Origin of the sequence: Streptomyces sp. NPDC047081 (assembly GCF_040643775.1) — a bacterium.
In the GTDB taxonomy this organism is placed as follows: Bacteria; Actinomycetota; Actinomycetes; order Streptomycetales; family Streptomycetaceae; genus Streptomyces.
The window spans coordinates 104204-126965 of sequence record NZ_JBEYUY010000030.1 but is presented as its reverse complement, the minus strand read 5'-3'; the positions used below and the strand labels follow the sequence as shown (position 1 = coordinate 126965).

Annotated in this window: 16 protein-coding genes; 9 read left to right on the top strand and 7 right to left on the bottom strand. The window is 70.9% G+C overall.

Annotated features, from left to right (window positions below):
- Positions 1-427 precede the first annotated feature (427 nt).
- A complete protein-coding gene (locus tag ABZ848_RS40010) occupies positions 428-877 on the top strand; it encodes a PTS glucose transporter subunit IIA (RefSeq protein WP_360840021.1) in 450 nt (149 codons plus the stop codon).
- A gap of 78 nt (positions 878-955) precedes the next feature.
- Positions 956-2626 (top strand): phosphoenolpyruvate--protein phosphotransferase, encoded by a 1671-nt coding sequence (gene ptsP / locus ABZ848_RS40005; protein WP_360840029.1) that lies wholly within the window; start codon positions 956-958, stop codon positions 2624-2626.
- 60 nt (positions 2627-2686) lie between these two features.
- Here the strand turns inward: ptsP and ABZ848_RS40000 are convergent, their stop codons facing one another.
- Both ABZ848_RS40000 and ABZ848_RS39995 read right to left on the bottom strand, forming a co-directional pair.
- Positions 2687-3580 carry a hypothetical protein gene (locus ABZ848_RS40000; protein WP_360840019.1) on the bottom strand — a complete coding sequence of 298 codons (894 nt, stop codon included), beginning with the start codon at positions 3578-3580 and terminating at the stop codon, positions 2687-2689.
- A 22-nt stretch (positions 3581-3602) separates the two neighbouring features.
- Positions 3603-4811: an MFS transporter gene (locus ABZ848_RS39995; protein WP_360840018.1), complete on the bottom strand. Its 1209-nt coding sequence runs from the start codon at positions 4809-4811 to the stop codon at positions 3603-3605.
- 110 nt (positions 4812-4921) lie between these two features.
- Here ABZ848_RS39995 and ABZ848_RS39990 point away from each other — a divergent pair, with 110 nt between their 5' ends.
- The gene (locus ABZ848_RS39990) at positions 4922-6241 is read left to right on the top strand and encodes an aminotransferase class I/II-fold pyridoxal phosphate-dependent enzyme (protein ID WP_360840016.1); all 1320 of its coding nucleotides are present in this window, start codon (positions 4922-4924) and stop codon (positions 6239-6241) included.
- A gap of 3 nt (positions 6242-6244) precedes the next feature.
- Here the strand turns inward: ABZ848_RS39990 and ABZ848_RS39985 are convergent, their stop codons facing one another.
- Positions 6245-8212: an acetoacetate--CoA ligase gene (locus ABZ848_RS39985; RefSeq protein WP_360840014.1), complete on the bottom strand. Its 1968-nt coding sequence runs from the start codon at positions 8210-8212 to the stop codon at positions 6245-6247.
- Positions 8213-8427: 215 nt separating this feature from the next.
- Between ABZ848_RS39985 and ABZ848_RS39980 the strand changes: the two genes are divergently transcribed.
- On the top strand, positions 8428-10806 hold the full coding sequence (locus ABZ848_RS39980; RefSeq protein WP_360840012.1) for a TIM-barrel domain-containing protein: 2379 nt from the start codon (positions 8428-8430) through the stop codon (positions 10804-10806).
- On the opposite strand, the gene ABZ848_RS39975 is transcribed toward ABZ848_RS39980, so the two are convergent.
- Together ABZ848_RS39975 and ABZ848_RS39970 are read right to left on the bottom strand one after the other, a co-directional pair.
- The gene (locus ABZ848_RS39975) at positions 10797-11333 is read right to left on the bottom strand and encodes an NUDIX domain-containing protein (protein ID WP_360840010.1); all 537 of its coding nucleotides are present in this window, start codon (positions 11331-11333) and stop codon (positions 10797-10799) included. The two genes, ABZ848_RS39980 and ABZ848_RS39975, sit on opposite strands and share 10 nt — an antisense overlap.
- 47 nt (positions 11334-11380) lie before the next feature.
- Positions 11381-12199 (bottom strand): M15 family metallopeptidase, encoded by an 819-nt coding sequence (locus ABZ848_RS39970; protein ID WP_360840009.1) that lies wholly within the window; start codon positions 12197-12199, stop codon positions 11381-11383.
- Between the two features lie 99 nt (positions 12200-12298).
- Here ABZ848_RS39970 and ABZ848_RS39965 point away from each other — a divergent pair, with 99 nt between their 5' ends.
- The 5 genes from ABZ848_RS39965 to glpK all read left to right on the top strand — a co-directional run bounded on the left by ABZ848_RS39965 (position 12299) and on the right by glpK (position 18426).
- Positions 12299-12724: a zinc ribbon domain-containing protein gene (locus tag ABZ848_RS39965; protein ID WP_360840028.1), complete on the top strand. Its 426-nt coding sequence runs from the start codon at positions 12299-12301 to the stop codon at positions 12722-12724.
- A complete protein-coding gene (locus ABZ848_RS39960) occupies positions 12721-13911 on the top strand; it encodes a lipid-transfer protein (RefSeq protein WP_360840007.1) in 1191 nt (396 codons plus the stop codon). The genes ABZ848_RS39965 and ABZ848_RS39960 overlap by 4 nt, the downstream gene beginning before the upstream one ends.
- Positions 13912-14140: 229 nt before the next feature.
- The gene (locus ABZ848_RS39955) at positions 14141-15766 is read left to right on the top strand and encodes a GGDEF domain-containing protein (RefSeq protein ID WP_360840005.1); all 1626 of its coding nucleotides are present in this window, start codon (positions 14141-14143) and stop codon (positions 15764-15766) included.
- Between the two features lie 364 nt (positions 15767-16130).
- Complete coding sequence (locus ABZ848_RS39950) at positions 16131-16856, top strand: MIP/aquaporin family protein (protein ID WP_360840003.1); 726 nt, start codon at positions 16131-16133, stop codon at positions 16854-16856.
- 58 nt (positions 16857-16914) lie between these two features.
- Positions 16915-18426 carry a glycerol kinase GlpK gene (gene glpK / locus ABZ848_RS39945; RefSeq protein WP_360840002.1) on the top strand — a complete coding sequence of 504 codons (1512 nt, stop codon included), beginning with the start codon at positions 16915-16917 and terminating at the stop codon, positions 18424-18426.
- A 93-nt stretch (positions 18427-18519) separates the two neighbouring features.
- On the opposite strand, the gene ABZ848_RS39940 is transcribed toward glpK, so the two are convergent.
- Both ABZ848_RS39940 and ABZ848_RS39935 read right to left on the bottom strand, forming a co-directional pair.
- The gene (locus tag ABZ848_RS39940) at positions 18520-19125 is read right to left on the bottom strand and encodes an ATP/GTP-binding protein (RefSeq protein ID WP_360840000.1); all 606 of its coding nucleotides are present in this window, start codon (positions 19123-19125) and stop codon (positions 18520-18522) included.
- Positions 19106-22741, bottom strand: coding sequence for a hydantoinase B/oxoprolinase family protein (locus ABZ848_RS39935; protein ID WP_360839998.1), 3636 nt, complete (start codon positions 22739-22741; stop codon positions 19106-19108). The genes ABZ848_RS39940 and ABZ848_RS39935 overlap by 20 nt, the downstream gene beginning before the upstream one ends.
- Between the last annotated feature and the right edge of the window lie 21 nt (positions 22742-22762).

Sequence of the window (22762 nt, the reverse complement as noted above, 5' to 3'; positions counted from 1 at the left end):
ATCAACATATCTGGCGTTGATTTTTGGCACGCTGTTGAGTTCTCAAGGAACGGTCGCTTCCTTTGTACTCACCCTCTCGGGCTTTCCTCCGGGCTCCCCTTCGGTGTTCCAAACTCTATCAGTGTTTTTCCGTCTCCCTGACCACCCTCCCGCAGGCATGCAGAAGAGGACCCCGAGATAGGATCTGACGAGTATGGGTGCTGCTGAGCAAGGACGCTTGGTCGCGTCGCTCGGCCTCAAGCAGGAGTACGACTGTACACGGGGCCGTGGAGCGGGTGCAAATCGATTGAGGCTGGTGGTCTAGACCACTAACCGGTATCTTTCATGCGGAACCGGCACTTCATATGACATACCCTGCTGCACAGTGTGCCGTCCGGGACACACAGTGACGGCCCGTATATGCATCTCCACCCCTGGGAGGCTTCCCATGACCACCGTGACGTCCCCGCTGGCCGGACGCGCCATCGGACTGGCCGCAGTCCCTGATCCGGTCTTCTCCGGGGCCATGGTCGGCCCGGGTACCGCGATCGACCCCGTCCGCGAGCCCTCTGAGGCCGTCGCTCCCGTGGACGGCGTGATCGTCTCCCTGCACCCGCACGCTTTCGTCGTCGTCGACGAGCAGGGTCACGGAGTCCTCACCCACCTCGGTATCGACACCGTTCAGCTCAACGGCGAGGGCTTCGAACTCCTCGTGAACAAGGGAGACACCGTGACGCGCGGCCAGGGCGTCGTGCGCTGGAACCCGGCCGCCGTAGAGGCTGCCGGCAAGTCCGCGGTGTGCCCGGTGGTGGCGCTGGAGGCCACCACCGAGGCCCTCTCCGATCTTCGTGACAACGGCGATGTGAAGGCCGGCGACAGTCTCTTCGTCTGGAAGTGACGTCAGTGCCGTCGTATGACGGCGAGTAGGACAACCATCGCGGCGGCGGGACCCGCCGCACTATCGGAGACGGGTGAGATGGAGACAACGCTGCGAGGCGTCGGTGTGAGCCACGGTGTGGCGATCGGCGAGGTTCGGCACATGGGAACGGCGGTGCTCGAGCCGCCTGCCAAGCAGATCCCGGCGGAGGACGCGGAGCGCGAACAGGGGCGCGCCCGCAAGGCCGTGGAGGCTGTGGCGGCCGATCTGATGGCGCGCGGCAATCTGGCGGGGGGCGAAGCCCAGGCGGTGCTCGAGGCGCAGGCCATGATGGCCCAGGACCCCGAGCTGATGTCGGACGTCGAACGGCGTATCGCCGTCGGGAGCACGGCGGAGCGAGCCGTGTACGACGCCTTCGCCGCGTACCGCGCCCTGCTGGCCGGTGCCGGTGAGTACCTCGCCGGCCGCGTGGCCGACCTGGACGACGTGCGGAATCGTATCGTCGCCCGGCTGCTCGGGGTTCCGATGCCGGGCGTCCCGGACAGCGACGAGCCGTACGTACTTATTGCGCGTGATCTTGCGCCTGCCGACACGGCGCTGCTGGATCCGACCTTGGTCCTTGGTTTCGTCACGGAGGAGGGCGGGCCGACCAGCCACAGTGCGATTCTCGCGCGGGCGCTCGGGGTGCCGGCCGTGGTGGCGCTGCCGGGTGCCGGTGAGCTCGCCGAGGGCACGGTGATCGCCGTGGACGGCAGCACCGGCGAGATCTTCGTGAACCCCAGTGCTGAGAAGCGGGCTCAGCTCGAGGCTGCGGCCGCGGAGCGCAAGGCCACGCTGGCCGCCTCGACCGGGCCGGGCGCGACCTCTGACGGTCACAAGGTGCCGCTGCTGGCCAATGTCGGCGGTCCGGCCGACGTGCCTGCCGCCGTCGAGGCCGGGGCCGAGGGCGTCGGTCTGTTCCGCACCGAGTTCCTTTTCCTCGACGACAGCAAGAACGCTCCGTCGGAGGAGAAGCAGGTCGAGGCCTACCGGCAGGTGCTGGAGGCGTTCCCGGAGGGTCGTGTCGTCGTCCGTGTGCTGGACGCGGGCGCGGACAAGCCGTTGGATTTCCTGACGCCGGCCGACGAGCCGAACCCGGCGTTGGGCGTGCGCGGGCTGCGGACGCTGCTCGACCACCCCGAGGTGCTGCGCACCCAGCTGACGGCGCTTGCGAAGGCGTCGGAGGGGCTGCCCGTCTACCTCGAGGTGATGGCCCCGATGGTGGCGGACCGTGCCGACGCCAAGGCGTTCGCCGACGCCTGCCGTGAGGCGGGTCTGCAGGCGAAGTTCGGTGCGATGGTCGAGATTCCGTCGGCCGCGCTGCGGGCCCGTTCGATCCTGCAGGAGGTCGAGTTCCTGTCGCTGGGCACGAACGACCTCGCCCAGTACACCTTCGCCGCCGACCGTCAGGTCGGTGCGGTGTCCCGGCTGCAGGACCCGTGGCAGCCCGCGCTGCTGGACCTGGTCGCGCTGTCCGCGGAGGCGGCCAAGGCCGAGGGCAAGAGCTGTGGCGTGTGCGGTGAGGCGGCGTCGGATCCGCTGTTGGCGTGTGTGCTGACGGGGCTGGGTGTCACCTCTCTCTCCATGGGTGCGGCGTCGATTCCTTATGTCCGGTCGACGCTGGCCAAGTACACGCTGGCCCAGTGCGAGCGGGCCGCCGCGGCCGCCCGGGCCACGGAGAGCGCAGAGGAGGCGCGCAACGCGGCTCAGGCGGTGCTGTCCGGCGAGTAGCAACCGGATCGGCCGTTCGTGAGGGGCGCTCCACCTGCGGGTGGGGTGCCCCTCACGCGTTCAGTGACGGTGGCCCGGCGTCTGGCCCTCCTGTCCGAGGTCGGGCGGTACGCAGTAGTCGACGTCTGATTCAGGCGAGATCAGGTCTCCCGATTCGATGTCGGTGCAGTAGGCGTCGAACACCTCGCCGGCGGTGAGGGGTTCCAGGCCCTCTCCGCGCAGCCGCCAGCCGTAGATGCGGTCGCCGGTCCCGGGGGCGGTGGTGCGCATGACGAGTCCGCCGGGGCTCTGGGTGGCGATGCCGAGGGCCAGCACCGTGGTGAATTCGAGGGCTTCCGCTTCGTCGAGTTGGATCGCGCCTTCGTCGTCCTCGTCGGCGTGCAGGACGGAGACGAGGGTTTCCGGTGTCGCCTTGACGCTGCAGACGAGGTGGCGGTTGCCCGGTCCTGACGTGTCGAGGATGCGGACGAGAAGGTCGGACGCGCGGGTGAAGGCGGCGCGGCCGATGTCCTCACCGCAGGAGGCGCACGCGCCGAGTCGGGCGAGGAGTGTCGAGGCGTACTCCCAGGTGGCCTGGCGGACGGCTTCGTCGACGAGGGCGGGGACGAGGTCGGCGAGGGGTTGGCCGTCGTACGGGATGGTGGGTCCTGTGGTCGCCAGTTCCGCGGTGAAGCGGGTGCGGCTGGACGGGATGTCGGGGTCCAGGCCCGTCTCCGCGCAGAATTCGGCGTACTCCTGCGGGTCGAAGAGGGCTACCGTGGTGTGGCCGCCCTGGGAGGCGCGTGTCTTGAGGAGCGCTTCGACCTGGTCGAGGTAGGTCCTGTGGTTGTCGAAGGTGAAGCTGCGGTAGCGCCGCATGGCCCGGAAGTCGTGCTCGTCGGTCAGCAGGCCGATGGTGCCGGCGATTTCGCGGCGCAGGATGCGTCGCATGGTCTGGTGGTCGGTACGCGTCATCTTTCCCCCTGTGCACGGTCGATCAATGCTCACTCACAGTAACCGGCGGCACTGACAATGGCGTCCGAGCGAGGCGTTCGCGGACCAATCGGTACTGGAACATGCAGGTCAGAGCGATGGTGGCACCGAAGACGGTCCAGCCGGCAGACCCGGTGGCGATGGCTGCGGTGACGGCGAGTGGTCCGACGCTGCGCTGGGCGGACTGGGCCAGGCCGTGGACTCCGAGGTAGGCGCCCTGGGCGGTGTCGGGGGCCAGGGCGACGGAGAGTTCCCAGGAGACAGTGGCGTGGAGCATCTCGGCCACGGTGAACAGGACGGCCGCGGTAGTGAGCAGCAGCGTGGCGGTGACGGCTCCGCCGGTGGCCGAGAGAGCCAGTGCAACACCGCCGAGGGCGAAGGCGGCGGACAGCGGGATCAGCAGAGCGCGGGCGGCTGCCGTGGTGGCGCCGAAGCGGGCCAGGGGGACCTGGAGGGCCACCACCATCACGTTGTTGAGGACCATCAGCAGGGGAGCGAGGCCGCGGGGTGCGTTGCTCGCGTGCGCGATCCACAGGGGCAGACCGACCTTGAAGACGGCGTCGTCGAGGAAGAGGACGGTCTCCGTGGCGACGTAGGCGAGGTACGTGCGGTCGCGCCAGGGGTTCGGGGGCTTGGCCGAGGGTGCCGGGGTCTTCGACATGGTGACGGTTCGTGCGGCGGACGGCGGCTCGCCGCAGCGCAGGGTGATGAACGCGGAGGCGACGAAGGACACCGCGTCACCGACGAGGAGCCACTGGTAGGCGGTGGTGGTGCCGAGAGCGAGGGCCGCCGCCGCGGCTAGGCCGCCCAGGGCCCAGCCGATGTTGGCGACGGTGCGCTGCACTGCCTGGTAGCGGACTCGGTCGGGTCCGGCCGCGCGGGTGGCGTAGAGCTTGGTGAGCACGCTCGCGGCGCGGTCGCCGAGGCTGCCGACTGCCGTGAAGGCGAGCAGCAGGGCGTAGTCGTTCGTGGTGAGGAGTGCGAAGGAGGCCAGGGCACGCAGGAGTTGGAGGGCGATCAGGACGCGGGTGAGCGGGAACCGGTCGGCGAGGCGGCCGCCGAGGGGTGCGCCGGCGATTCCGATGGCCCCTGCCGTTGCGGCGAGCGTGCCGACCTGGGCGACGGAGAGGCCGGACACGTACGTGAAGTACAGGACGGACACCGCGGCCCACAGCCCGCTGCCGGTGCGGTCGACGAGGGCGACGGCGAGCATTCCGCGTCCGTCGCGTCCTCCGGGTATTCGACTCGCCCATGCGACTGCGCGGCGCATCGGATGCACTGCTCCCCTTGCCTCGACTTATGTACTGATACATAATTGAAAACGTGGCAATACAATATGGGATCAGTGGTACGACGGCCAAGGGAATTGCCGCGTCCGTCGAACGCCGCGTGGCGGAGGGCTCGTTGGGCCCGGGGGCGGCGCTGCCGCCGGTGCGGCGGCTGGCGGAGGACCTCGGTGTCAGTCCGGGGACGGTCGCCACCGCGTACAAGGAGCTGCGCGGACGCGGGATCGTCGTCACGCGCGGGCGTGGCGGGACGGTGGTGGCGCCCGCACCGGCCGTGGCGTCGCGGCGGCCGCCCAGGGTTCCGGAGGGGGTGCGGGATCTGGCGGGCGGTCACCCGGATCCCAAGCTGCTGCCCGCTCTCGTACCGCCGTCTCGTCTGTCCCCCGGCGCGCGCTCGCACCGTTCGACGCCGCGGTTGGCGCGGCTGGAGGACGCGACGCGGGAGTGGATCGGGGCCGATGGCGTGCCCGTGGACCATGTGACGTTCGCGCACGGGGCGCTGGATCTGATCGGGCGGTTGTTGTCCGTGGAGTTGCGGCCCGGCGATGCCGTGGCGATGGAGGACCCGGGGTATCACCATCTGCTGGACCTGGTCACGGCGTTGGGGCTGCGCATCGTGCCGGTGGCCGTGGACGAGGAGGGTGTGCGGCCCGATGCCGTGCGCGGGGCGCTGCGGGCGGGTGTGAGGGCTCTGGTGTTCAGTCCTCGGGCGCAGAACCCGTATGGCGGCTGTTTCTCCGTGGCGCGCCGGGACGCGCTCGTGGATGTGTTCCGGGACGAGCCGGACGTGCTGGTCGTCGAGAACGACCATGCGTCCGCCGTCGCCGCCGCGCCCCTGCATTCGCTGGCCGGGAGCGGGCCGGCGCGCTGGGTGCACGTGCGGACGGTGAGCAAGTTCCTCGGGACCGACCTGCGGTGGGCCGCGGCAGCCTGCGACGCGACCACGCTGGCCCGCCACGACGGGCGGCTGCTGCTGACCTCGGGCTGGGTCAGTCATCTGCTCCAGGAGACCGTGCACGGCCTGCTGACCGACACCGCCACGCGCGCGTTGGTGGCGCGTGCCCGGGAGACGTACGAGGAGCGCCGCGGCGCACTCCTCCGTGAACTCGGCGATCGTGGCATCCCCGCGCGCGGGGTGAGCGGGATGAACCTGTGGGTGCCCGTACGGGACGAGTCGGCCGTGGTGAACGGGCTGCGGTCGTACGGCTGGTGGGTGGCCGCCGGAGCCCGGTTCCGGCTGTCGTCGGCACCGGGCGTGCGGATCTCCGTCGCGGAGCTGGAGCCGGTCGACGCGGCACGGCTGGCCTCGGATTTCGCCGCCGTGCTGGGCGAGTCCGAGGCCACCTACGGCGGCTGATGGTCAGGCGCGCTTGCGGGCGATGTCCTCGTAGAAGGACAGCAGGTCGAGGTTGTCGATGGAGCCGGGGTTGACCGCCTTCTCCAGCGGGGTGCCCTGGAGGAGGCGTTTCACCGGGACCTCGATGCGCTTGCCGGTGAGGGTGTGCGGGACGCCGGGGACCTCGATGATCTCGTCGGGTACGTGGCGCGGGGAGAGCTGTTCGCGGATGGTCTGCTTGATGCGGCCGAGCAGGGCCTCGTCCAGGACTGCGCCGGGGGCCAGGTGCACGAAGAGGGGCATCCAGTAGCCGCCGTCGGGCTGTTCGATGCCGATGACGAGGGATTCCTTGATCTCCGGGAGGCGCTCGACGGCTTCGTAGATGTCCGCCGAGCCCATCCGCACGCCCTGGCGGTTGAGCGTCGAGTCGGAACGGCCGTGGATGACGACGGAGCCGCGCGAGGTGACGGTGATCCAGTCGCCGTGCCGCCACACACCGGGGTAGGTGTCGAAGTAGCTGTCGTGGTAGCGGCTGCCGTCGGGGTCGTTCCAGAAGTGGATCGGCATCGAGGGCATGGGGTTGGTGACGACGAGCTCGCCGACCTCGTCGATCAGGGGTTCGCCGCTGGGGTCCCAGGACTGCAGGTCGGTGCCGAGGCCGGCGGCCTGGAGCTCCCCGATGTACACCGGGAGGGTCGGTACGGCTCCTGCGAAGCAGGAGCACACGTCCGTACCGCCGCTGACGGACGCGATCCACAGGTCGTCGCGGACCTCGTCGTGCAGCCAGCGGAACCCGTCCGGCGGCAGCGGTGATCCGGTGGTGGCGACGCACTGCACCTTGGAGAGGTCGAAGTCGCGCGCGGGGCGGACGTCGGCCTTGCGGCAGGCCATGACGTAGGCCGCGGAGGTGCCGTAGAGGGTGGCTCCGGTGCGCTCGGCGATGCGCCACTGTGCGCCCGTGTCCGGGTATCCGGGGCTGCCGTCGTAGAGCACGATCGTGGTGCCGGTGAGGAGGCCGGAGACAAGGAAGTTCCACATCATCCAGCCGGTGGAGGTGTACCAGAAGAAACGATCCTCGGGGCCGAGGTCGCAGTGCAGGCCGAGCTGTTTGAGGTGTTCGACCAGGATGCCGCCCTGGGACTGCACGATGGCCTTGGGCAGGCCCGTCGTGCCCGAGGAGTAGAGCACCCACAGCGGGTGGTCGAACGGGACCTGCTCGAACTCGGGCTCCACGTCCGCGCCGGTGAGGGCCGACCACTCCAGGGCGCCGTCCGGGGCGTCGGTGCCGAGGAGCGGGATGTGGACCACGGCGCGCAGCGTGGGCAGTTCGCGGCGGAGCTCGGCGACGATCTCGCGGCGGTCGTGCTCCTTGCCGCCGTAGCGGTAGCCGTCGACGGTGAACAGGACGACCGGTTCGACCTGCTGGAAGCGGTCGAGGACGCTGCGGGCGCCGAAGTCGGGGGCGCAGGACGTCCAGACGCCGCCCACGGCGGCCGTGGCGAGGAGGGCGACGACGGCCTGCGGAACGTTCGGGAGATAGCCGCTGACACGGTCTCCCGGGCGTACGCCGAGGGCGCGCAGTTCGGCTGCCAGCGAGCCGACCTGGCGGCGCAACTCGGACCAGGTCACCGGGCGCGGTTCGTGCGTCTCGTCGACATACAGGAGCGCCGGTTCGTCCGCCCGGGTCGCGGCCGCTCGCAGGGCGTGCTCGGCGTAGTTCAGGGTCGCCCCGGGGAACCACTGGGCGCCCGGCATCGAGCGGTCGCCGAGTACGCGCGCGTAGGGCGTCGAGAACCGCACGTCGAACCACTCGACGACGGCCTTCCAGAACGCGTCCAGTTCCTGGACGGACCAGCGGTGCAGTGCCGCGTAGCCGCCCTCGGCCGGGGCGCCGTGGTGTTCGGCCGCCCAGGTCTGGAACTTCGTGACCTGCGCCTGCGTGATGCGTTCCGGATCTGGCCGCCAGAGCGGCTGCGGGTTCACGGTCGACATTGGGGCGGCTCCCGGACTGTGCGCTTCGTGTGCGTCGGTCGCGCACGTGCTGGGGTGTGCGCGTGACGCGGCTGATAGGGGACGATGCCATGTGATCGACTTCTACACCAGGGTGCGCCCCACATAGTCCGTGTCGTGAAGATGTGGTCTCAGCACGGGTGAACGGCAGTTGAACGGCACGCGCGTGTCGGGCGGTGAATGGCAGGGTGAGCAGCATGGACGGTCGTGACCTGGTGCGTTCGATGAGGGTGGTCGGTGCTGCGGGAGCGGCCCAGAGGTTGCGTACCGTGCGGGCGGCGTGGCGCAGGAGGCGGGCCGACGCCGGCGCACTGCCGCCGCGGGGCGCCGAGCGGGCGCGGGTGCCCGGGCCCGTGCGGGAGGTGGAGCCCGGTCCGGGGGGCGGGATCGTCCGGTTCGGCCGGTCCGAGCTGCGGATCGTGGTCTCCGTGAACGGCGCGGTCTTCTGGGGCTGGGACGGGGCCGCTCCCGAGCCGTCGTACGCGCTCGGGGGCCGTTGCCCGGAGCCGGACCCCCGGGCTGTCCTGGAGCCCGACAAGGACGGTGGGTGGCGGGTCGTGGCCGAGCGGATGACGGTCGTCGTCTCGCGGCACGGCGCGGTCGAGGTACGTACGCCCGGTGGAGTGACCCTGCGCCGTGATCTGCCGCCCAGGTGGTGGGAGCCGGTCGGGGGCGGCGAGGCGCGCTGGATGCAGCGCTCCGAGGTCGCCGCGGACGCGCGGTTCTTCGGGCTCGGGGGTCGCGCGGCGGGGCCGCGGCTGCGTGCGGGAACGTACCGCCTCTGGAACACGGACCCGGGGGGCGCGTTCGGTCCCGGCGACGATCCGCTGTACATCACCATGCCGGTGCAGCTGGTGGTGGCCGACGCGGCGACGCACCTGGTGTTCCACGACACCTCCTGGGACGGCACGGTCACGCTGCGGGAGGGCGAGGAGGGCGCCGGTTCCGGGCACGACCGGGCGGGGACGAGCGAACTGCGCGTGGACGGCGGTCCGTTGCGCTGCTGGGTGATGGTGGGCACCCCCGCGCGCGTGCTGCTCGCCTGGGCGTCGCTGACAGGTGCGCCGGCGCTGCCGCCGGCCTGGGCGCTGGGGTATCACCACGCGCGCTGGGGCTTCGGCAGCGAGCAGGAGGTGCGGCGGATCGTCTCCGGCTACCAGGAGCGGGGGCTGCCCCTCGACGCAGTCCATCTGGACATCGACCACTACGACGAGCACCAGGTGTTCACGGTCGACCACGAGCACTTCCCCAAACTGCCGGTGCTGGCCGAGGAGCTGCGGCGGGACGGCATCCGGCTGGTGTCGATCGTCGATCCCGCGGTGAAGGCGGAGCCGGGCAACGCCGTGTACGACAGCGGCACCGCCGAGGACGCGTTCGTGCGGGACGCTTCGGGCCGGGTGGTGCGCGGGGTCGTGTGGCCCGGGGAGGCGGTCTTTCCGGATTTCACGCACGCGCGTGTGCGTGAGTGGTGGGGCGGGCTCTACAAGGAGCGGCTGGCCCAGGGGTTCGCGGGTTTCTGGCACGACATGAACGAACCGACCTCGTTCACCGCGTTCGGGGAGTCGACACTGCCGCGCTCGGCCAGGCACTCCCTGGAAGGCCGTGGCGGAGACCACCGGGAGGCGCACAACGTCTATGCCCTGTGCATGGCCAGAGCCGGCTACGAAGGGCTGCGCGAACTCGCGCCGCAGGAGCGGCCGTTCGTCTTCTCGCGCTCGGGGTGGGCCGGTATGCAGCGCTACGGGGGCACCTGGTCCGGCGATGTGGCCACGGGCTGGCCCGGGCTGCGGGCGTCGCTGTCGCTGGTGATGGGGCTCGGGCTGTGCGGGGTGCCGTACTCGGGGCCGGACGTGGGCGGTTTCGACGGGAGCCCCTCCCCCGAGCTGTATCTGCGTTGGCTCCAACTGGGCGCGTATCTGCCGTTGTTCCGCACCCACGCGAGCATGCGGGCGGGGCGCCGTGAGCCGTGGGAGTTCGGTACCGAGGTGCTGGAGCACGCGCGCGTGGCGCTCGTCGAGCGCCGTCGGCTGCTGCCGTACTTCATGACGCTGGCGCATCTGGCCCGGCGCACGGGCGCGCCCTATGTGCGGCCGGTGTGGTGGGGTACGCCCGAGGACCGTGCCCTGCGCGACTGCGAGGACGCCTTCCTGCTGGGCGACTGCCTGCTGGTGGCGCCGGTGCTGGACCCGGGCGCGGACCGGCGTGCGGTGCAGCTGCCGCGGGGGCGCTGGTACGACACGGCGACGGAGCGGGTGTACGAGGGGCCGGGGCAGGTGCTGCTCGACGCCCCCTTGGCGCGGATTCCGGTGCTGGCACGCGCGGGTGCCGTCGTCCCCGTGCGTGGGGACGACGGCGGGCTGGAGTTGGAGGTGTGGGCGCCGGCCCAGGGCCGCACCGGAGGCGGTCTGGTGGTCCCGGACGCGGGCGACGGATGGGACGAGCCGGAACTCGAGCGCTACGTCGTCCGTTGGGCGGGAAGGAAGCTCGTGGTCGAGCGGGAGGGTGAGGGCGGCCCGGTCGAGCCGCCCTACCCGGTCCGAGTGCGGGGACTCGGGGCGGACGGGGCTCAGACGTAGCGGCCCTCGAACCAGGCCCGCACGGCCACCGTGTGCAGCGGGAAGGCGAGCTCCTCCGGCCTGCGCAGGAGGTGCCAGCCCTCCGTCTCGTCCGTGGCGGCGGACGACGGCAGGCCGTCCGCCGGGCGTTCCGGCAGCAGCCCGAACAGCAGCAGGTGCCCGTCGGGGGAGCTCATGGCGTCGACGAGCCGCACATCGCGGCTCGCCGCGTCGATGCCGGTCTCTTCCTTGAGCTCGCGGACGACGGCCTGCCGCCAGTCCTCCCGGTGGTCGACGTAACCACCGGGCAGTGCGACGCCCCCACGCGCGGGGGCGACGGTTCGCGTGATGACGACCAGGGCGGTGCCTTTGGTGTCGTACACGGGCTGGAGTGCGATCGCGACCGGCAACGGGTTGCGATAGGCCACGGCGTGGCAGACCGGACAGGTGCGGGGCCAGCCGGAGACGCCCTCTCCATAGGGCGCTCCGCAGCTCGAACAATGTGAGTCGGGCGCGGAGTTGGGGATGGAGGATTGAGTTTCGGACACGCGGCGGACTGTATCCGATCAGGGGAAGGGCGTCTTCCGGGGGCGGCTCAGTCGCCGCTGATGAGGGACTTCCAGGCCACGGGGAAGTCGAAGTAGGTGTCCGGATAGGGCTCGACACCGCCCGGCTTGAACGTGTAATGCCACCACTCCTCGGCGAGGTTCACGAACCCGAGACCTTCCAGGGTGCTCTTGAGCAGCAGCCGGTTGTCGCGCTGTTCGCCCTGGATGCGGGGGTCGAGGGTGTGCGCGAGGGTGTCGAAGCAGTCGAAGCCGGTGCCCATGTCGACGGAGTTGTCCGGGAAGCGCTCGTCCTGAGGCGCATAGCAGGGCACGAGTGGCTCTCCGGGGTGGTACGGCCGGGTCGGTGCGGCGGGGAGTCTGACGATCGTCAGGTCCATGGTCGAGCCGCGGCTGTGGCCGGATTTCTCCGCGATGTAGCCGTCCTCGAACAGCCGGGTCTTGTCGACGTTCGGGTAGAACTCGGCCTTCATCGCCTGGTCGTCGAGATCCTCGGCCCAGCGCACGAAGTGGTTCACGGCACGCTGCGGCCGGTAGCAGTCGTAAACCTTGAGGCTGTATCCCTCGCTCAGCAGCTTCAGTTGGGCCTCGTGCAGGGCCTCGGCGGCCGGGCGGGTGAGAATGCAGATCGGCTGCTCGTAGCCGTCGATGCGCTCGCCGACGAAGTTGTGCGGGGTGAAGTAGCGCATCTCCTGGATGATCGTCGGGTCCACGGTTCTCAGGGCCACGAAGTCCGCCGGCGCCTTGGGTTCGGAGTCAGCCCGGGCGGTGGCCGAGGCCGCGGTCACCGCCAGCAGGGCGGCGAGGGCGGTGATCAGCCCGCGTACTGCACTCGTGAGTCGTGTCATGTCTCCTGCCCTGCCCAATTCCGCATGCCCGTGACACACTTTCTGACGTCCCGTCAGATGATGCGGCATGGAGGGGTTGTGTCTCGCATACGCACGCCTGTGGTCGACGGCTGGTTCACCGGCGAGGGGGACGACTTCAGACTCCTCGGCACCCGCTGCGCTGCATGCAGCTCGGTGTTCTTCCCCCGCGAGGACATGCACTGCCGCAATCCCGGGTGTCCCGGCGGGGATCTCGAGGAGGTGCCACTGTCGCGGCGCGGGCGGGTCTGGTCGTACACGGACAGCCGCTACCGGCCGCCGTCACCCTATGTGACGAATCCGGAACTTCCGTGGGAGCCGTACGCGTTGATCGCTGTAGAGCTGGAGGCGGAGCGGCTGGTGGTGCTGGGGCAGGCGGTTCCCGGGGTCACCGTCGCCGAGCTGGCGGTGGGCATGGAGGTGGAGGTCGTCCCGGGCGTGTTGAACGAGGACGGGGAGACGACCTGGACGACCTGGCACTGGAGGCCGACGGGGGTGGGGGCATGACGGGTGAGGTGGCGGTGCTCGGCGCGGGCATGCACCCGTGGGGCAAGTGGGGGCGCAGCTTCGTCGAGTACGGGGTGGCGGCGGCGCGCGCCGCGCTCGCGGACGCCGGACTGGAGTGGCGCGAGGTCGGGTCGGTGGTCGGCGCGGACACGGTGCGTGGCGGCTATCCGGGCTATGTGGCCGGCGCGACGTTCGCCAAGGCACTGGGCTGGCAGGGGGCCCGGGTGGCGAGCGTGTACGCGGCGTGCGCGTCCGGAGCACAGGCGGTCAACACGGCGCGGGCACAGATACTTTCGGGGCTCGCGGACGTGGTGCTGGTGGTGGGCGCCGATGCCGCGCCCAAGGGGTTCTTCCGGCCCGCGGGCGGGGACCGGCCCGATGATCCGGACTGGCTGCGCTTCCGTGTGCTGGGCGCGACCAATCCGACGTACTTCGGGCTGTACGCCCGCCGCCGGATGGCCGTGCACGGGGACACTCCGGAGGACTTCGCGCAGGTCAAGGTGAAGAACTCGACCCTGGGGGCGCTCAATCCCAACGCCCGCTACCGCAAGCGGGTCACGGCCGAGGAGGTCGCGGCCTCCGCCGTGGTCGCGGATCCGCTGCGGCTGCTCGACATCTGCGCGACGTCGGACGGCGGAGCGGCGCTGGTGCTGTCCAGCATGGAGTTCGCCCGGCAGCACGGGGTCGCGGGGCCGGTGCGGATCCGGGCCGTGTCGACGGTGACGCCGCGGTATCCGAGCACCGTGCTCGATCTGCCGGACATCGCGACGGACTCCGCGGTGGCGGTGGAGCCCGCCGACGAGACGTTCCGGGCGTCCATCGCGCGGGCGGCCTACGAGGAGGCCGGCATCGGACCCGAGGACCTCTCCCTCGCGGAGGTCTACGACCTGTCCACGGCACTGGAGTTGCAGTGGTACGAGGATCTCGGGCTGTGCGGGGAGGGCGAGGGCGCCAAGCTGCTGCGGGAGGGCGCGACCGCGCTCGGCGGGCGAATACCGGTCAACGTGAGCGGCGGGCTGGCCTCCTTCGGAGAGGCGGTTCCGGCCCAGGCGATCGCCCAGGTGTGCGAGCTGACCTGGCAGTTGAGAGGGGAGGCGGGTGACCGGCAGGTCGCGGGGGCGCGCGTGGGGATCACGGCGAACCAGGGCTTGTTCGGGCACGGGTCGGCGGTGATAGCGGTGCGGTGAGGGGCGGACTTTGGTCTCAGGCGGACACGCGCGGCCTCGGGCGGACACGCGCGCGGCGCGGTGGCGCTGTGGCACTCAACAGGCTTCAGCTCCTCGACCCCCGCGCGAGCCCTCCGCCTCGCGATAGGGCGCAAGCCCTTTCTCGTACGCTGTGTGATTGGCCCGGAATCCTGCGTGAACGTCTTATGAACCGCGCCCAGGCGTGCGCCTGCGGGGTCATCATGCTCCCGTGCACTCCTGGACGGATACTCTCCGCTTCGCCTTCCAGCCGGTGGTCAATCTGACCACCGGAGGAGTGGCAGGGCTGGAGATACTCGCCCGCCCGGAGACCGGGGACATCCTGGCCGAGGCCCGCCGGGATCCCGAACTCGACGGCAGGCTGGCGGTGTTGGCGTTCCGTGCGGCGGCGCGCAAGGAGACACTGCTGCCCCTGCACGTCAACGTGTTCGCGGGCACGCTCGCCGACCTCGGGGGTCTCACCCCGCTGCACGACGCCGTGCGCGAGGCGGGACGGCTGCCCTGGGAGGTGACGATCGACGTCGGGCCGCCGTACACGCACGTGCCTCAGCAGGCACTCCTGGAGGCGGTAGGCGACCTGCGCGCGCAAGGCTTCCGGATCAGTGCGGACGGCATCGGGGACGGGGACGTACCGCTGCGGCTGCTCACCGACATGGCGCCGGACCTGGTGAAGCTCGACGCCTCGCTGCTGGCGCGGCCGGCGGCGGTGCGGGCGATGCGGACGCTGTGCGAGCAACTGGGGGCGCTGCTGTCCGTAGAGGGCGTGGAGACGGAGCTGCAGTGCGCGGCCGCGGTGGCGGCCGGTGCCCAGCTGGCCCAGGGCGAGCTGTTCGCGCCACCGACCCGGCTGCCCGCGGCGGACGTATACATTCCGCCCCGCTTCCCGGCGACCGCGACGCTTCCGAAGTCGGGGCCGTCGGTGCGCGAGTTCGTGCGGCCGGCCGCCCTGCTGCCCGTCACCGCGTCCGCGGCGCAGGTACGGGCCCTGCTGACCGGGTCGCCCGAGGTGTCCGGAGTGCTCCTCGTGGACGTGAACGGGGCGCCGGTCAGGTCGGTGCACCGCTCACGCTTCCTGCTGTCGATGTCCGGGCGCTACGGGCACGCCCTGTACGCAGACCGGCCCGCCGCCAAGCTCGGCGATCCGCCGCGGACGGTGGGCATCGACGCCACCGCGTGGGAGGTCCTGGACGTGGTCGCCGTCGGCGGCAGCGACCGCACCTCGGACGACGTGGCGGTGGTCGACCGGTACGGGCGGTGCGTGGGCGTCGTACGGCTCGCGGACCTCGTACGGGCGCTGGCCGAGAGCCGGGTCGAGGAGGCGGCCGGGCTCAATCCGCTGACGCGCCTGCCCGGCTCGGACGCGATCACCGCGGAGGTCGACCGGCGCATCGCGGACGGGCGGATCTTCGCCCTGAGCTGGCTGGACGTGGACCACTTCAAGCAGGTCAACGACGGGGCCGGGTTCGCCGCGGGCGACGAGCTGATCAGGTCCGTGGGGCGGGCGCTGCAGCACTCGGCGTCCGGGAGCACGCGCGTGGGCCACATCGGCGGGGACGACTTCCTCGTGCTGGCCGATCCGGAGCGGCTGGAGCCGCTGGCCGTCTCGGTGCTGGACGCGCCCTGGTCGGCGGGCGGGCTGCCGGTCACGCTGTCCCTGGCGACGGTGCTGTGCCCGCCGGGGAGCGTGCCGGACCACCGGCAGGCCGCCGCCTGTCTGGCGCCCCTCAAGAAGGCCGCGAAGGCCCTGCAGGGCGCCAGCTGGGTGCTGGGCCGGGCGGGTCTGCCGGGGCACGAGATCCTGCGCGGCGCGCACGCGGCGCCCGCCCAGGCCGGCTGAGCCGCCGTAGAACCGGACGAGCTCGTCGTCGTACCCCCACCGGCCCTGCGTCCCGGGCGGGGGCGGTCCCGGTGGCTGTCACCGTTGCGGTCCGCGACCTTGACGCTCCCAGGGCGCCGGTGAACACTTCCGGTGTCAGCCGACATCGCCGTACATACACGGTGTATCCAGGCACACGCCGCGCGGGCCCCGCCTGAAGAACAGGCCCACTCCCCCACGGGCGATTCGGCTGCGACGGCACGCTCGTCACGGACGCCGGGCGGGGCGCGGGACCTCCCTGCCCTTCGGCTGAAGTAGCCATGGGAAACGCACCCTGCACGGAGGACCGGGGTCGAACACCCCGGGCCAGGGCCTAGGAGCCGCCATGAGCAACGGAGACATATTCGTCGGTGAGGTCATCGGTACCGCGATTCTGATCCTCTTCGGCGCCGGTGTGGTCGCCGCGGTCGTACTGAACTACTCGAAGGCGCAGAACGCGGGCTGGGTCGTCATCGCGTTCGGCTGGGGTTTCGGCGTGCTGGCCGGGGCGTACACGGCCGCGCCGCTGTCCGGCGGGCAGCTCAACCCGGCGGTCACGATCGGTATCGCCGTTGACACGGGGAAGTGGGACAAGGTTCCGCTCTACATCGCCGGGCAGATGGTGGGCGCGATGCTGGGCGCGGTCCTGTGCTGGCTGGTCTACTTCGCCCAGTTCCAGGCCAACGCCGAGGAGGAGATCGCCCAGCCGACGCTCGGGATCTTCTCGACGGCGCCCGCGATCCGCAATCCGGTGGCGAACCTCATGACCGAGATCATCGCGACCATCGGTCTGGTGCTTCCCATCCTCGCCTTCGGCCTGACCAAGGGGCTCGGCGAGTCCGGCACGGCGGTGCTGGTCGTCTCGTTCCTGGTGGTCGGCATCGGTCTGTCGCTCGGCGGCCCGACGGGATACGCCATCAACCCGGCCCGTGACCTGGGCCCCCGTATCGTCCACAGCCTGCTCCCGATCCCCAACAAGGGGACCTCGGACTGGAGCTACTCGTGGATCCCGGTGGTCGGACCGCTGATCGGCGGGGTGCTTTCCGGGCTCATCTTCAAAGCAGCCTTCTGATCTTCACAGCAGCCTCCTGCCCCAGGCAGCCTCTCGCAGGAACGACGAAGGGGACGTCATGACGGACAAGTTCGTCGCCGCTATCGACCAGGGCACCACCTCCAGCCGCTGCATCGTCTTCAACCAGGACGGCGCGATCGTCGCCGTCGACCAGCGTGAGCACCGCCAGATCTTCCCCAAGCCGGGCTGGGTGGAGCACGACGCCACCGAGATCTGGTCCAAGGTGCAGGCGGTGGTCGCGGGCGCGATCGCCAAGGCGGGACTGCGCGCCGACCAGCTCAGCGCGCTCGGCATCACCAACCAGCGCGAGACCACGGTCCTGTGGGACCGTGCGACGGGCAAGCCCGTGCACAACGCGATCGTCTGGCAGGACACCCGTACCGCGGGGCTGGTCAACCAGCTCGGCGGCCCCGACGGCCAGGACCGCTTCCGCGAGCAGACCGGACTGCCGCTGGCCACCTACTTCTCCGGCCCGAAGGCCGCCTGGCTGCTCGACAACGTGCCCGGCCTCAGGGCCCGCGCCGAGAACGGCGAGATCGCCTTCGGCACCATCGACTCCTGGCTCATCTGGAACCTCACCGGCGGCACCGACGGCGGACAGCACGTCACGGACGTGACCAACGCCGGCCGCACCATGCTGATGAACCTGGAGACCCTCCAGTGGGACCAGTCCATCCTCTCCGCGATGAACGTCCCCGAGGCCCTGCTCCCCGAGATCAGGTCGTCCGCCGAGGTGTACGGCACAGCCGTGGGCCAGCTCGCCGGGGTGCCGGTGGCGTCGGCACTCGGCGACCAGCAGGCGGCCGTGTTCGGGCAGGCCTGCTACGACGTCGGCACGGCGAAGAACACGTACGGCACGGGCTCCTTCCTGCTGCTCAACACGGGCAACCGGCCGGTGCCGTCGAAGAGCGGGCTGCTGACGACGATGGGCTACAAGATCGGGAGTGAGGCGCCGGTCTACTGCCTGGAGGGTTCAATCGCCATAACGGGCGCGCTCGTTCAATGGTTCCGGGACCAGCTCGGCATCATCCGCAGCGCCGACGAGATCGAGCCGCTCGCGGAGAGCGTCGACGACAACGGCGGCGCGTACATCGTGCCCGCGTTCTCGGGCCTGTTCGCGCCGTACTGGCGCTCCGACGCGCGCGGGGTCGTCACGGGCCTGACCCGGTACGTCACCAAGGCGCACCTCGCCCGGGCGGTGCTGGAGGCGACCAGCTGGCAGACCCGTGAGGTCGTGGACGCCATGTACCAGGACTCCGGGGTGCACATCACCACCCTGAAGGTGGACGGCGGCATGACCAAGAACAACCTGCTCATGCAGCACCAGGCAGATGTGCTCGACGTTCCGGTGGTCCGCCCGAAGGTCTCCGAGACCACCTGCCTGGGCGCCGCCTACGCGGCCGGTCTGGCCACCGGGGTGTGGAACGACCTCGACGAGCTGAAGTCGCACTGGCAGAAGGACGTCGAGTGGACGCCGTCCATGGAGGCGTCGGTGCGCGACCGCGAGTACCACAACTGGCGCAAGGCCGTGGAGAAGAGCTTCGGCTGGGCGGAGGACACGGAGAGCTAGGCACGCGCGCGTACGCAGAGCCGGCCACGCGCGCGTGCGCGCATGACCGCGGCCCGTACCCCGGTCGGCGGGGGTACGGGCCGTGCGCGTGCCTCAGGTCGTGATGGTCTGCCGGCGTTCGGCGGCATACGCCATCGCGTGCTCGACCACTCCGATGAGCACCTCCTTGACGGAGGCCCGGTCGCGGGCGTCGCAGAGCAGGACCGGTACGTCCTCGTCGAGGTCGAGGGCCTGGCGCACGGCATCCTCCGGGTAACGGACCGCTCCCTCGAAGCAGTTGACGCCGATGACGAAGGGTATGGAGCGCCGCTCGAAGTAGTCGACGGCGGCGAAGCAGTCCTCCAGGCGGCGGGTGTCGGCGAGTACGACGGCCCCGAGGGCCCCTTCGGAGAGCTCGTCCCACATGAACCAGAACCGCTCCTGCCCGGGCGTGCCGAACAGGTAGAGCACCAGGTCCTCGCGGAGCGTGATGCGGCCGAAGTCCATGGCCACGGTGGTGGTGTGCTTGCCCTCCACGCCGCTCGTGTCGTCGACCGGACGCCCGGCCTCGGTGAGCAGTTCCTCGGTACGCAGCGGCCGGATCTCGCTGACCGCGCCGACGAGGGTGGTCTTGCCGACGCCGAAGCCGCCGGCCACCAGGATCTTGAGCGTGACGGGCTCGACCGGAGACTTCCCGCGCTCAGAACGCCCGAAGATCATCGATCTCTTCTCCTGCTCGATGGGCTTGTTGGGGGTCCGGCGACGGCGGGCCGTAGCCTCCGCCCCCAGGGGTTTCGATGACGAGTACGTCGCCGGCGCCGACGTCCGCCGCGTCGCTGCCGGCGAGCGCGGTGACCGTCCCGTCGGCGCGTTCCACCCGGTTGGCGCCCAGCGCGCCGGGCTCGCCGCCCGCCATGCCGTACGGCGGGACCCTGCGGTGCTGCGACAGCGTGGAGACCGTCATGGGCTCCAGGAAGCGGATACGGCGTACGGCGCCGTCCCCGCCCGGCCAGCGCCCGGCGCCGCCGCTGCCGCGCCGTACGGCGAACTCGTCGAGCCGTACCGGCAGCCGCCACTCCAGGACCTCGGGGTCGGTCAGGCGGGAGTTGGTCATATGGGTCTGGACGACGGGCGCGCCGGGGAAGCCGTCACCCGCGCCGGATCCGGAGGCGACCGTCTCGTAGTACTGGTGGCGTTCGTTGCCGAAGGTGACGTTGTTCATGGTCCCGGAGCCCTCGGCCTGGACGCGGAGTGCCGCGTACAGGGCGCCGGTGATGGCCTGGGAGGTCTCGACGTTGCCGGCGACGACGGCGGCCGGCGGCTCGGGTCCGAGCATGGAGCCGGGCGGCACGACGATCTTCAGGGGGCGCAAGCAGCCGTCGTTGAGCGGGATGTCGTCGGCGACGAGGGTGCGGAAGACGTACAGGACGGCCGCGTTGACCACCGCGAAGGGGGCGTTGAAGTTGCTGGTGAGCTGGGGGGACGTACCGGTGAAGTCGACGGTGGCGGAGCGGTTCTCGCGGTCCACGCGCACGCGTACCCGGATGACGGCCCCCGAGTCGGTCTCGTAGGCGTACTCGCCGTCGTCCAGAGCGTCGACGACCCGGCGTACGGCTTCCTCGGCGTTGTCCTGGACGTGCTTCATGTACGCCTGTACGACGTCGAGGCCGAAGTTCTCGATCATGCGGGCGACTTCGTCGACGCCCTTCTGGTTGGCGGCGATCTGGGCGCGCAGGTCGGCCAGGTTGGTCTTGGGGTTGCGGGAGGGGTAGGGCGCCTCGGTGAGCAGGCGGAGGGTCTCCGCCTCGCGGAAGCGGCCGTTCTCGGCGAGCAGCCAGTTGTCGAAGAGAATGCCCTCCTCCTCGATGGTGCGGCTGTTCGCGGGCATGGAGCCCGGGGCGATGCCGCCGATCTCGGCGTGGTGGCCGCGGGAGGCGACGTAGAACAGGATCCGGTCACCCTGCGTGGCCGCCGTGTCGAAGACGGGGGTGATCACGGTGACGTCGGGCAGATGGGTGCCGCCGTGATACGGGTCGTTGACGGCGTAGGTGTCGCCGGGCCGCATCGTGGAGCCGCGGCGCCGGATGACCTCCTTGACGCTGGTGCCCATCGAGCCCAAGTGGACAGGGATGTGGGGGGCGTTGGCCACCAGGTTCCCGTCCGGGTCGAAGAGCGCGCAGGAGAAGTCGAGCCGCTCCTTGATGTTGACGGACTGGGCCGTGGACTCCAGCCGGGCGCCCATCTGTTCGGCGATGGACATGAACAGGTTGTTGAAGACCTCCAGCAGAACCGGGTCGGCTTCTGTGCCGAGATCGGAACTCTGCGTAATCGCCGCGCGTTCCATGACCAGATGCCCGTCGTCTCGCGCCACGGCCCGCCAGCCGTCGTCGACGACGGTCGTCGCGCTGGCCTCGGTGATGATCGCGGGGCCGGTGACGGTGTCGCCGGGAGGGAGGTCCTCGCGGCGGTGGAGGGGGACGTCGCGCCAGGTGCCGCCGGTGTGGAGGCGGACGGTGTCCGGGGTGGCGGAGCGGCCTTCGTACGGGGCGAGGGCGGAGAGATCGGGGGGTTCGGTGATGCCGGTGGCTTCGACGGAGAGGGCTTCGACGACGATCGGGCGGTCGAGCGTGAAGGAGTACGTGGCGCGATGACGTTCTTCGAAGGCGTGCCGCATCGTTTCCGGCTCGGTCAGCTCGACGGTGAGGGTGGTGTCGGTGCCGTCGTAGCGGAGCTGGGCGCGGCGGGTGACACGGATGCGGTCCTCGGGGATGTCCTCGGCGAGGAGTTCGGCGCGGGCCGCTCCTTCGAGGTCGTCGGCGGTCTTGAGGACGGCCGGCATCGAGACGGGCTTCAGGGGTGCCTCGACGGACTGTTCGCGCATGGCGGTGGTGTCGGCGAGGCCGATGCCGAGGGCGGACAGGACGCCGGCCATGGGCGGGACGAGGACGGCGCGGATGCCGAGCGAGTCGGCGACCATGCACGCGTGCTGGCCGCCGGCCCCGCCGAAGGTGGTCAGGGCGTAGCGGGTGACGTCGTGGCCCTTCTGGACGGAGATCCGCTTGACGGCGTTGGCGATGTTGGCTACGGCGATCTGCAGGTAGCCCTCGGCGACCTGCTCGGGCGTGCGGTCGTCGCCGGTCTTCTCACGGATCTCGCGGGCGAGGGCGGCGAAGCGGTCGCGGACGAGTTCCTCGTCGAGGGGCTGGTCGCCGCCGGGGCCGAACACCCTGGGGAAGTGGGCGGGTTGGATGCGGCCGAGCATGACGTTGGCGTCAGTGACGGCGAGCGGGCCGCCGCCGCGGTAGCAGGCGGGCCCCGGATCCGCGCCCGCCGAGTCCGGCCCTACGCGGTAGCGGGAGCCGTCGAAGTGCAGGACCGAGCCGCCGCCGGCCGCCACGGTGTGGATGTCCAGCATGGGTGCGCGCAGCCGGACACCGGCGATCTGGGTCGTGAAGACGCGCTCGTACTCGCCGGCGAAGTGCGAGACGTCGGTGGAGGTGCCACCCATGTCGAAGCCGATGACCCGGTCGAAGCCGGCGAGCTGCGACATGCGGGCCATGCCGACGATGCCACCGGCGGGCCCGGAGAGGATGGCGTCCTTGCCGCGGAACTGCCCGGCCTCGGCGAGCCCGCCGTTGGACTGCATGAACATCAGGCGGACGCCCGTGAGCTGGTCGGCGACGTGCTGGACGTAGCGGCGCAGCACGGGCGACAGGTAGGCGTCGACGACCGCGGTGTCCCCGCGCGGGACGAGCTTCATCAGCGGGCTGACCTCGCTGGACAGCGAGATCTGCGGGAATCCGATACGGGCGGCCAGCTCGCCGATCGCCTGTTCGTGGGCCGGGTGGAGGTGACTGTGCATGCAGACGACGGCGACGGCGCGGATCCCGTCGTCGTACGCCTCCTGGAGCGGCCCGGTGAGGGCGTCCAGGTCGGGGGCGGTGAGGACGGTGCCGTCGGCGGCGATGCGCTCGTCGGCCTCCACCACGCGCTCGTGGAGCAGTCCGGGCAGCTCGATACGGCGGGCGAAGATGTGCGGGCGGTTCTGGTAGGCGATGCGCAGGGCGTCGCGGAAGCCGCGCGTGACGACCAGGAGCGTGCGCTCGCCCTTGCGCTCGAGGAGCGCGTTGGTGGCGACCGTCGTCCCCATGCGGACGGCCTCGACGGGGTCCTGGGAGCCGTCCAGCAGCGCGCGTACGCCCGCGACGGCCGCGTCGGAGTAGCGCGCCGGATTCTCCGACAGCAGCTTGTGCGTGAGCAGACGGCCGTCCGGGCGTCGCGCGACGATGTCCGTGAAGGTGCCACCACGGTCGACCCAGAACTGCCAGCCTGTCACGTCGCTACCCCGCTTCCGCGC

Bases quoted from the DNA above. Each gene is read 5' to 3' on its own strand.
- ABZ848_RS40010 (WP_360840021.1), top strand. From the start codon at position 428: ATGACCACCGTGACGTCCCCGCTGGCCGGACGCGCCATCGGACTGGCC.
- ptsP (WP_360840029.1), top strand. From the start codon at position 956: ATGGAGACAACGCTGCGAGGCGTCGGTGTGAGCCACGGTGTGGCGATC.
- ABZ848_RS40000 (WP_360840019.1), bottom strand. From the start codon at position 3,580: ATGACGCGTACCGACCACCAGACCATGCGACGCATCCTGCGCCGCGAA.
- ABZ848_RS39995 (WP_360840018.1), bottom strand. From the start codon at position 4,811: ATGCTCGCCGTCGCCCTCGTCGACCGCACCGGCAGCGGGCTGTGGGCC.
- ABZ848_RS39985 (WP_360840014.1), bottom strand. From the start codon at position 8,212: ATGTCGACCGTGAACCCGCAGCCGCTCTGGCGGCCAGATCCGGAACGC.
- ABZ848_RS39980 (WP_360840012.1), top strand. From the start codon at position 8,428: ATGGACGGTCGTGACCTGGTGCGTTCGATGAGGGTGGTCGGTGCTGCG.
- ABZ848_RS39970 (WP_360840009.1), bottom strand. From the start codon at position 12,199: ATGACACGACTCACGAGTGCAGTACGCGGGCTGATCACCGCCCTCGCC.
- ABZ848_RS39960 (WP_360840007.1), top strand. From the start codon at position 12,721: ATGACGGGTGAGGTGGCGGTGCTCGGCGCGGGCATGCACCCGTGGGGC.
- ABZ848_RS39950 (WP_360840003.1), top strand. From the start codon at position 16,131: ATGAGCAACGGAGACATATTCGTCGGTGAGGTCATCGGTACCGCGATT.
- glpK (WP_360840002.1), top strand. From the start codon at position 16,915: ATGACGGACAAGTTCGTCGCCGCTATCGACCAGGGCACCACCTCCAGC.
- ABZ848_RS39940 (WP_360840000.1), bottom strand. From the start codon at position 19,125: ATGATCTTCGGGCGTTCTGAGCGCGGGAAGTCTCCGGTCGAGCCCGTC.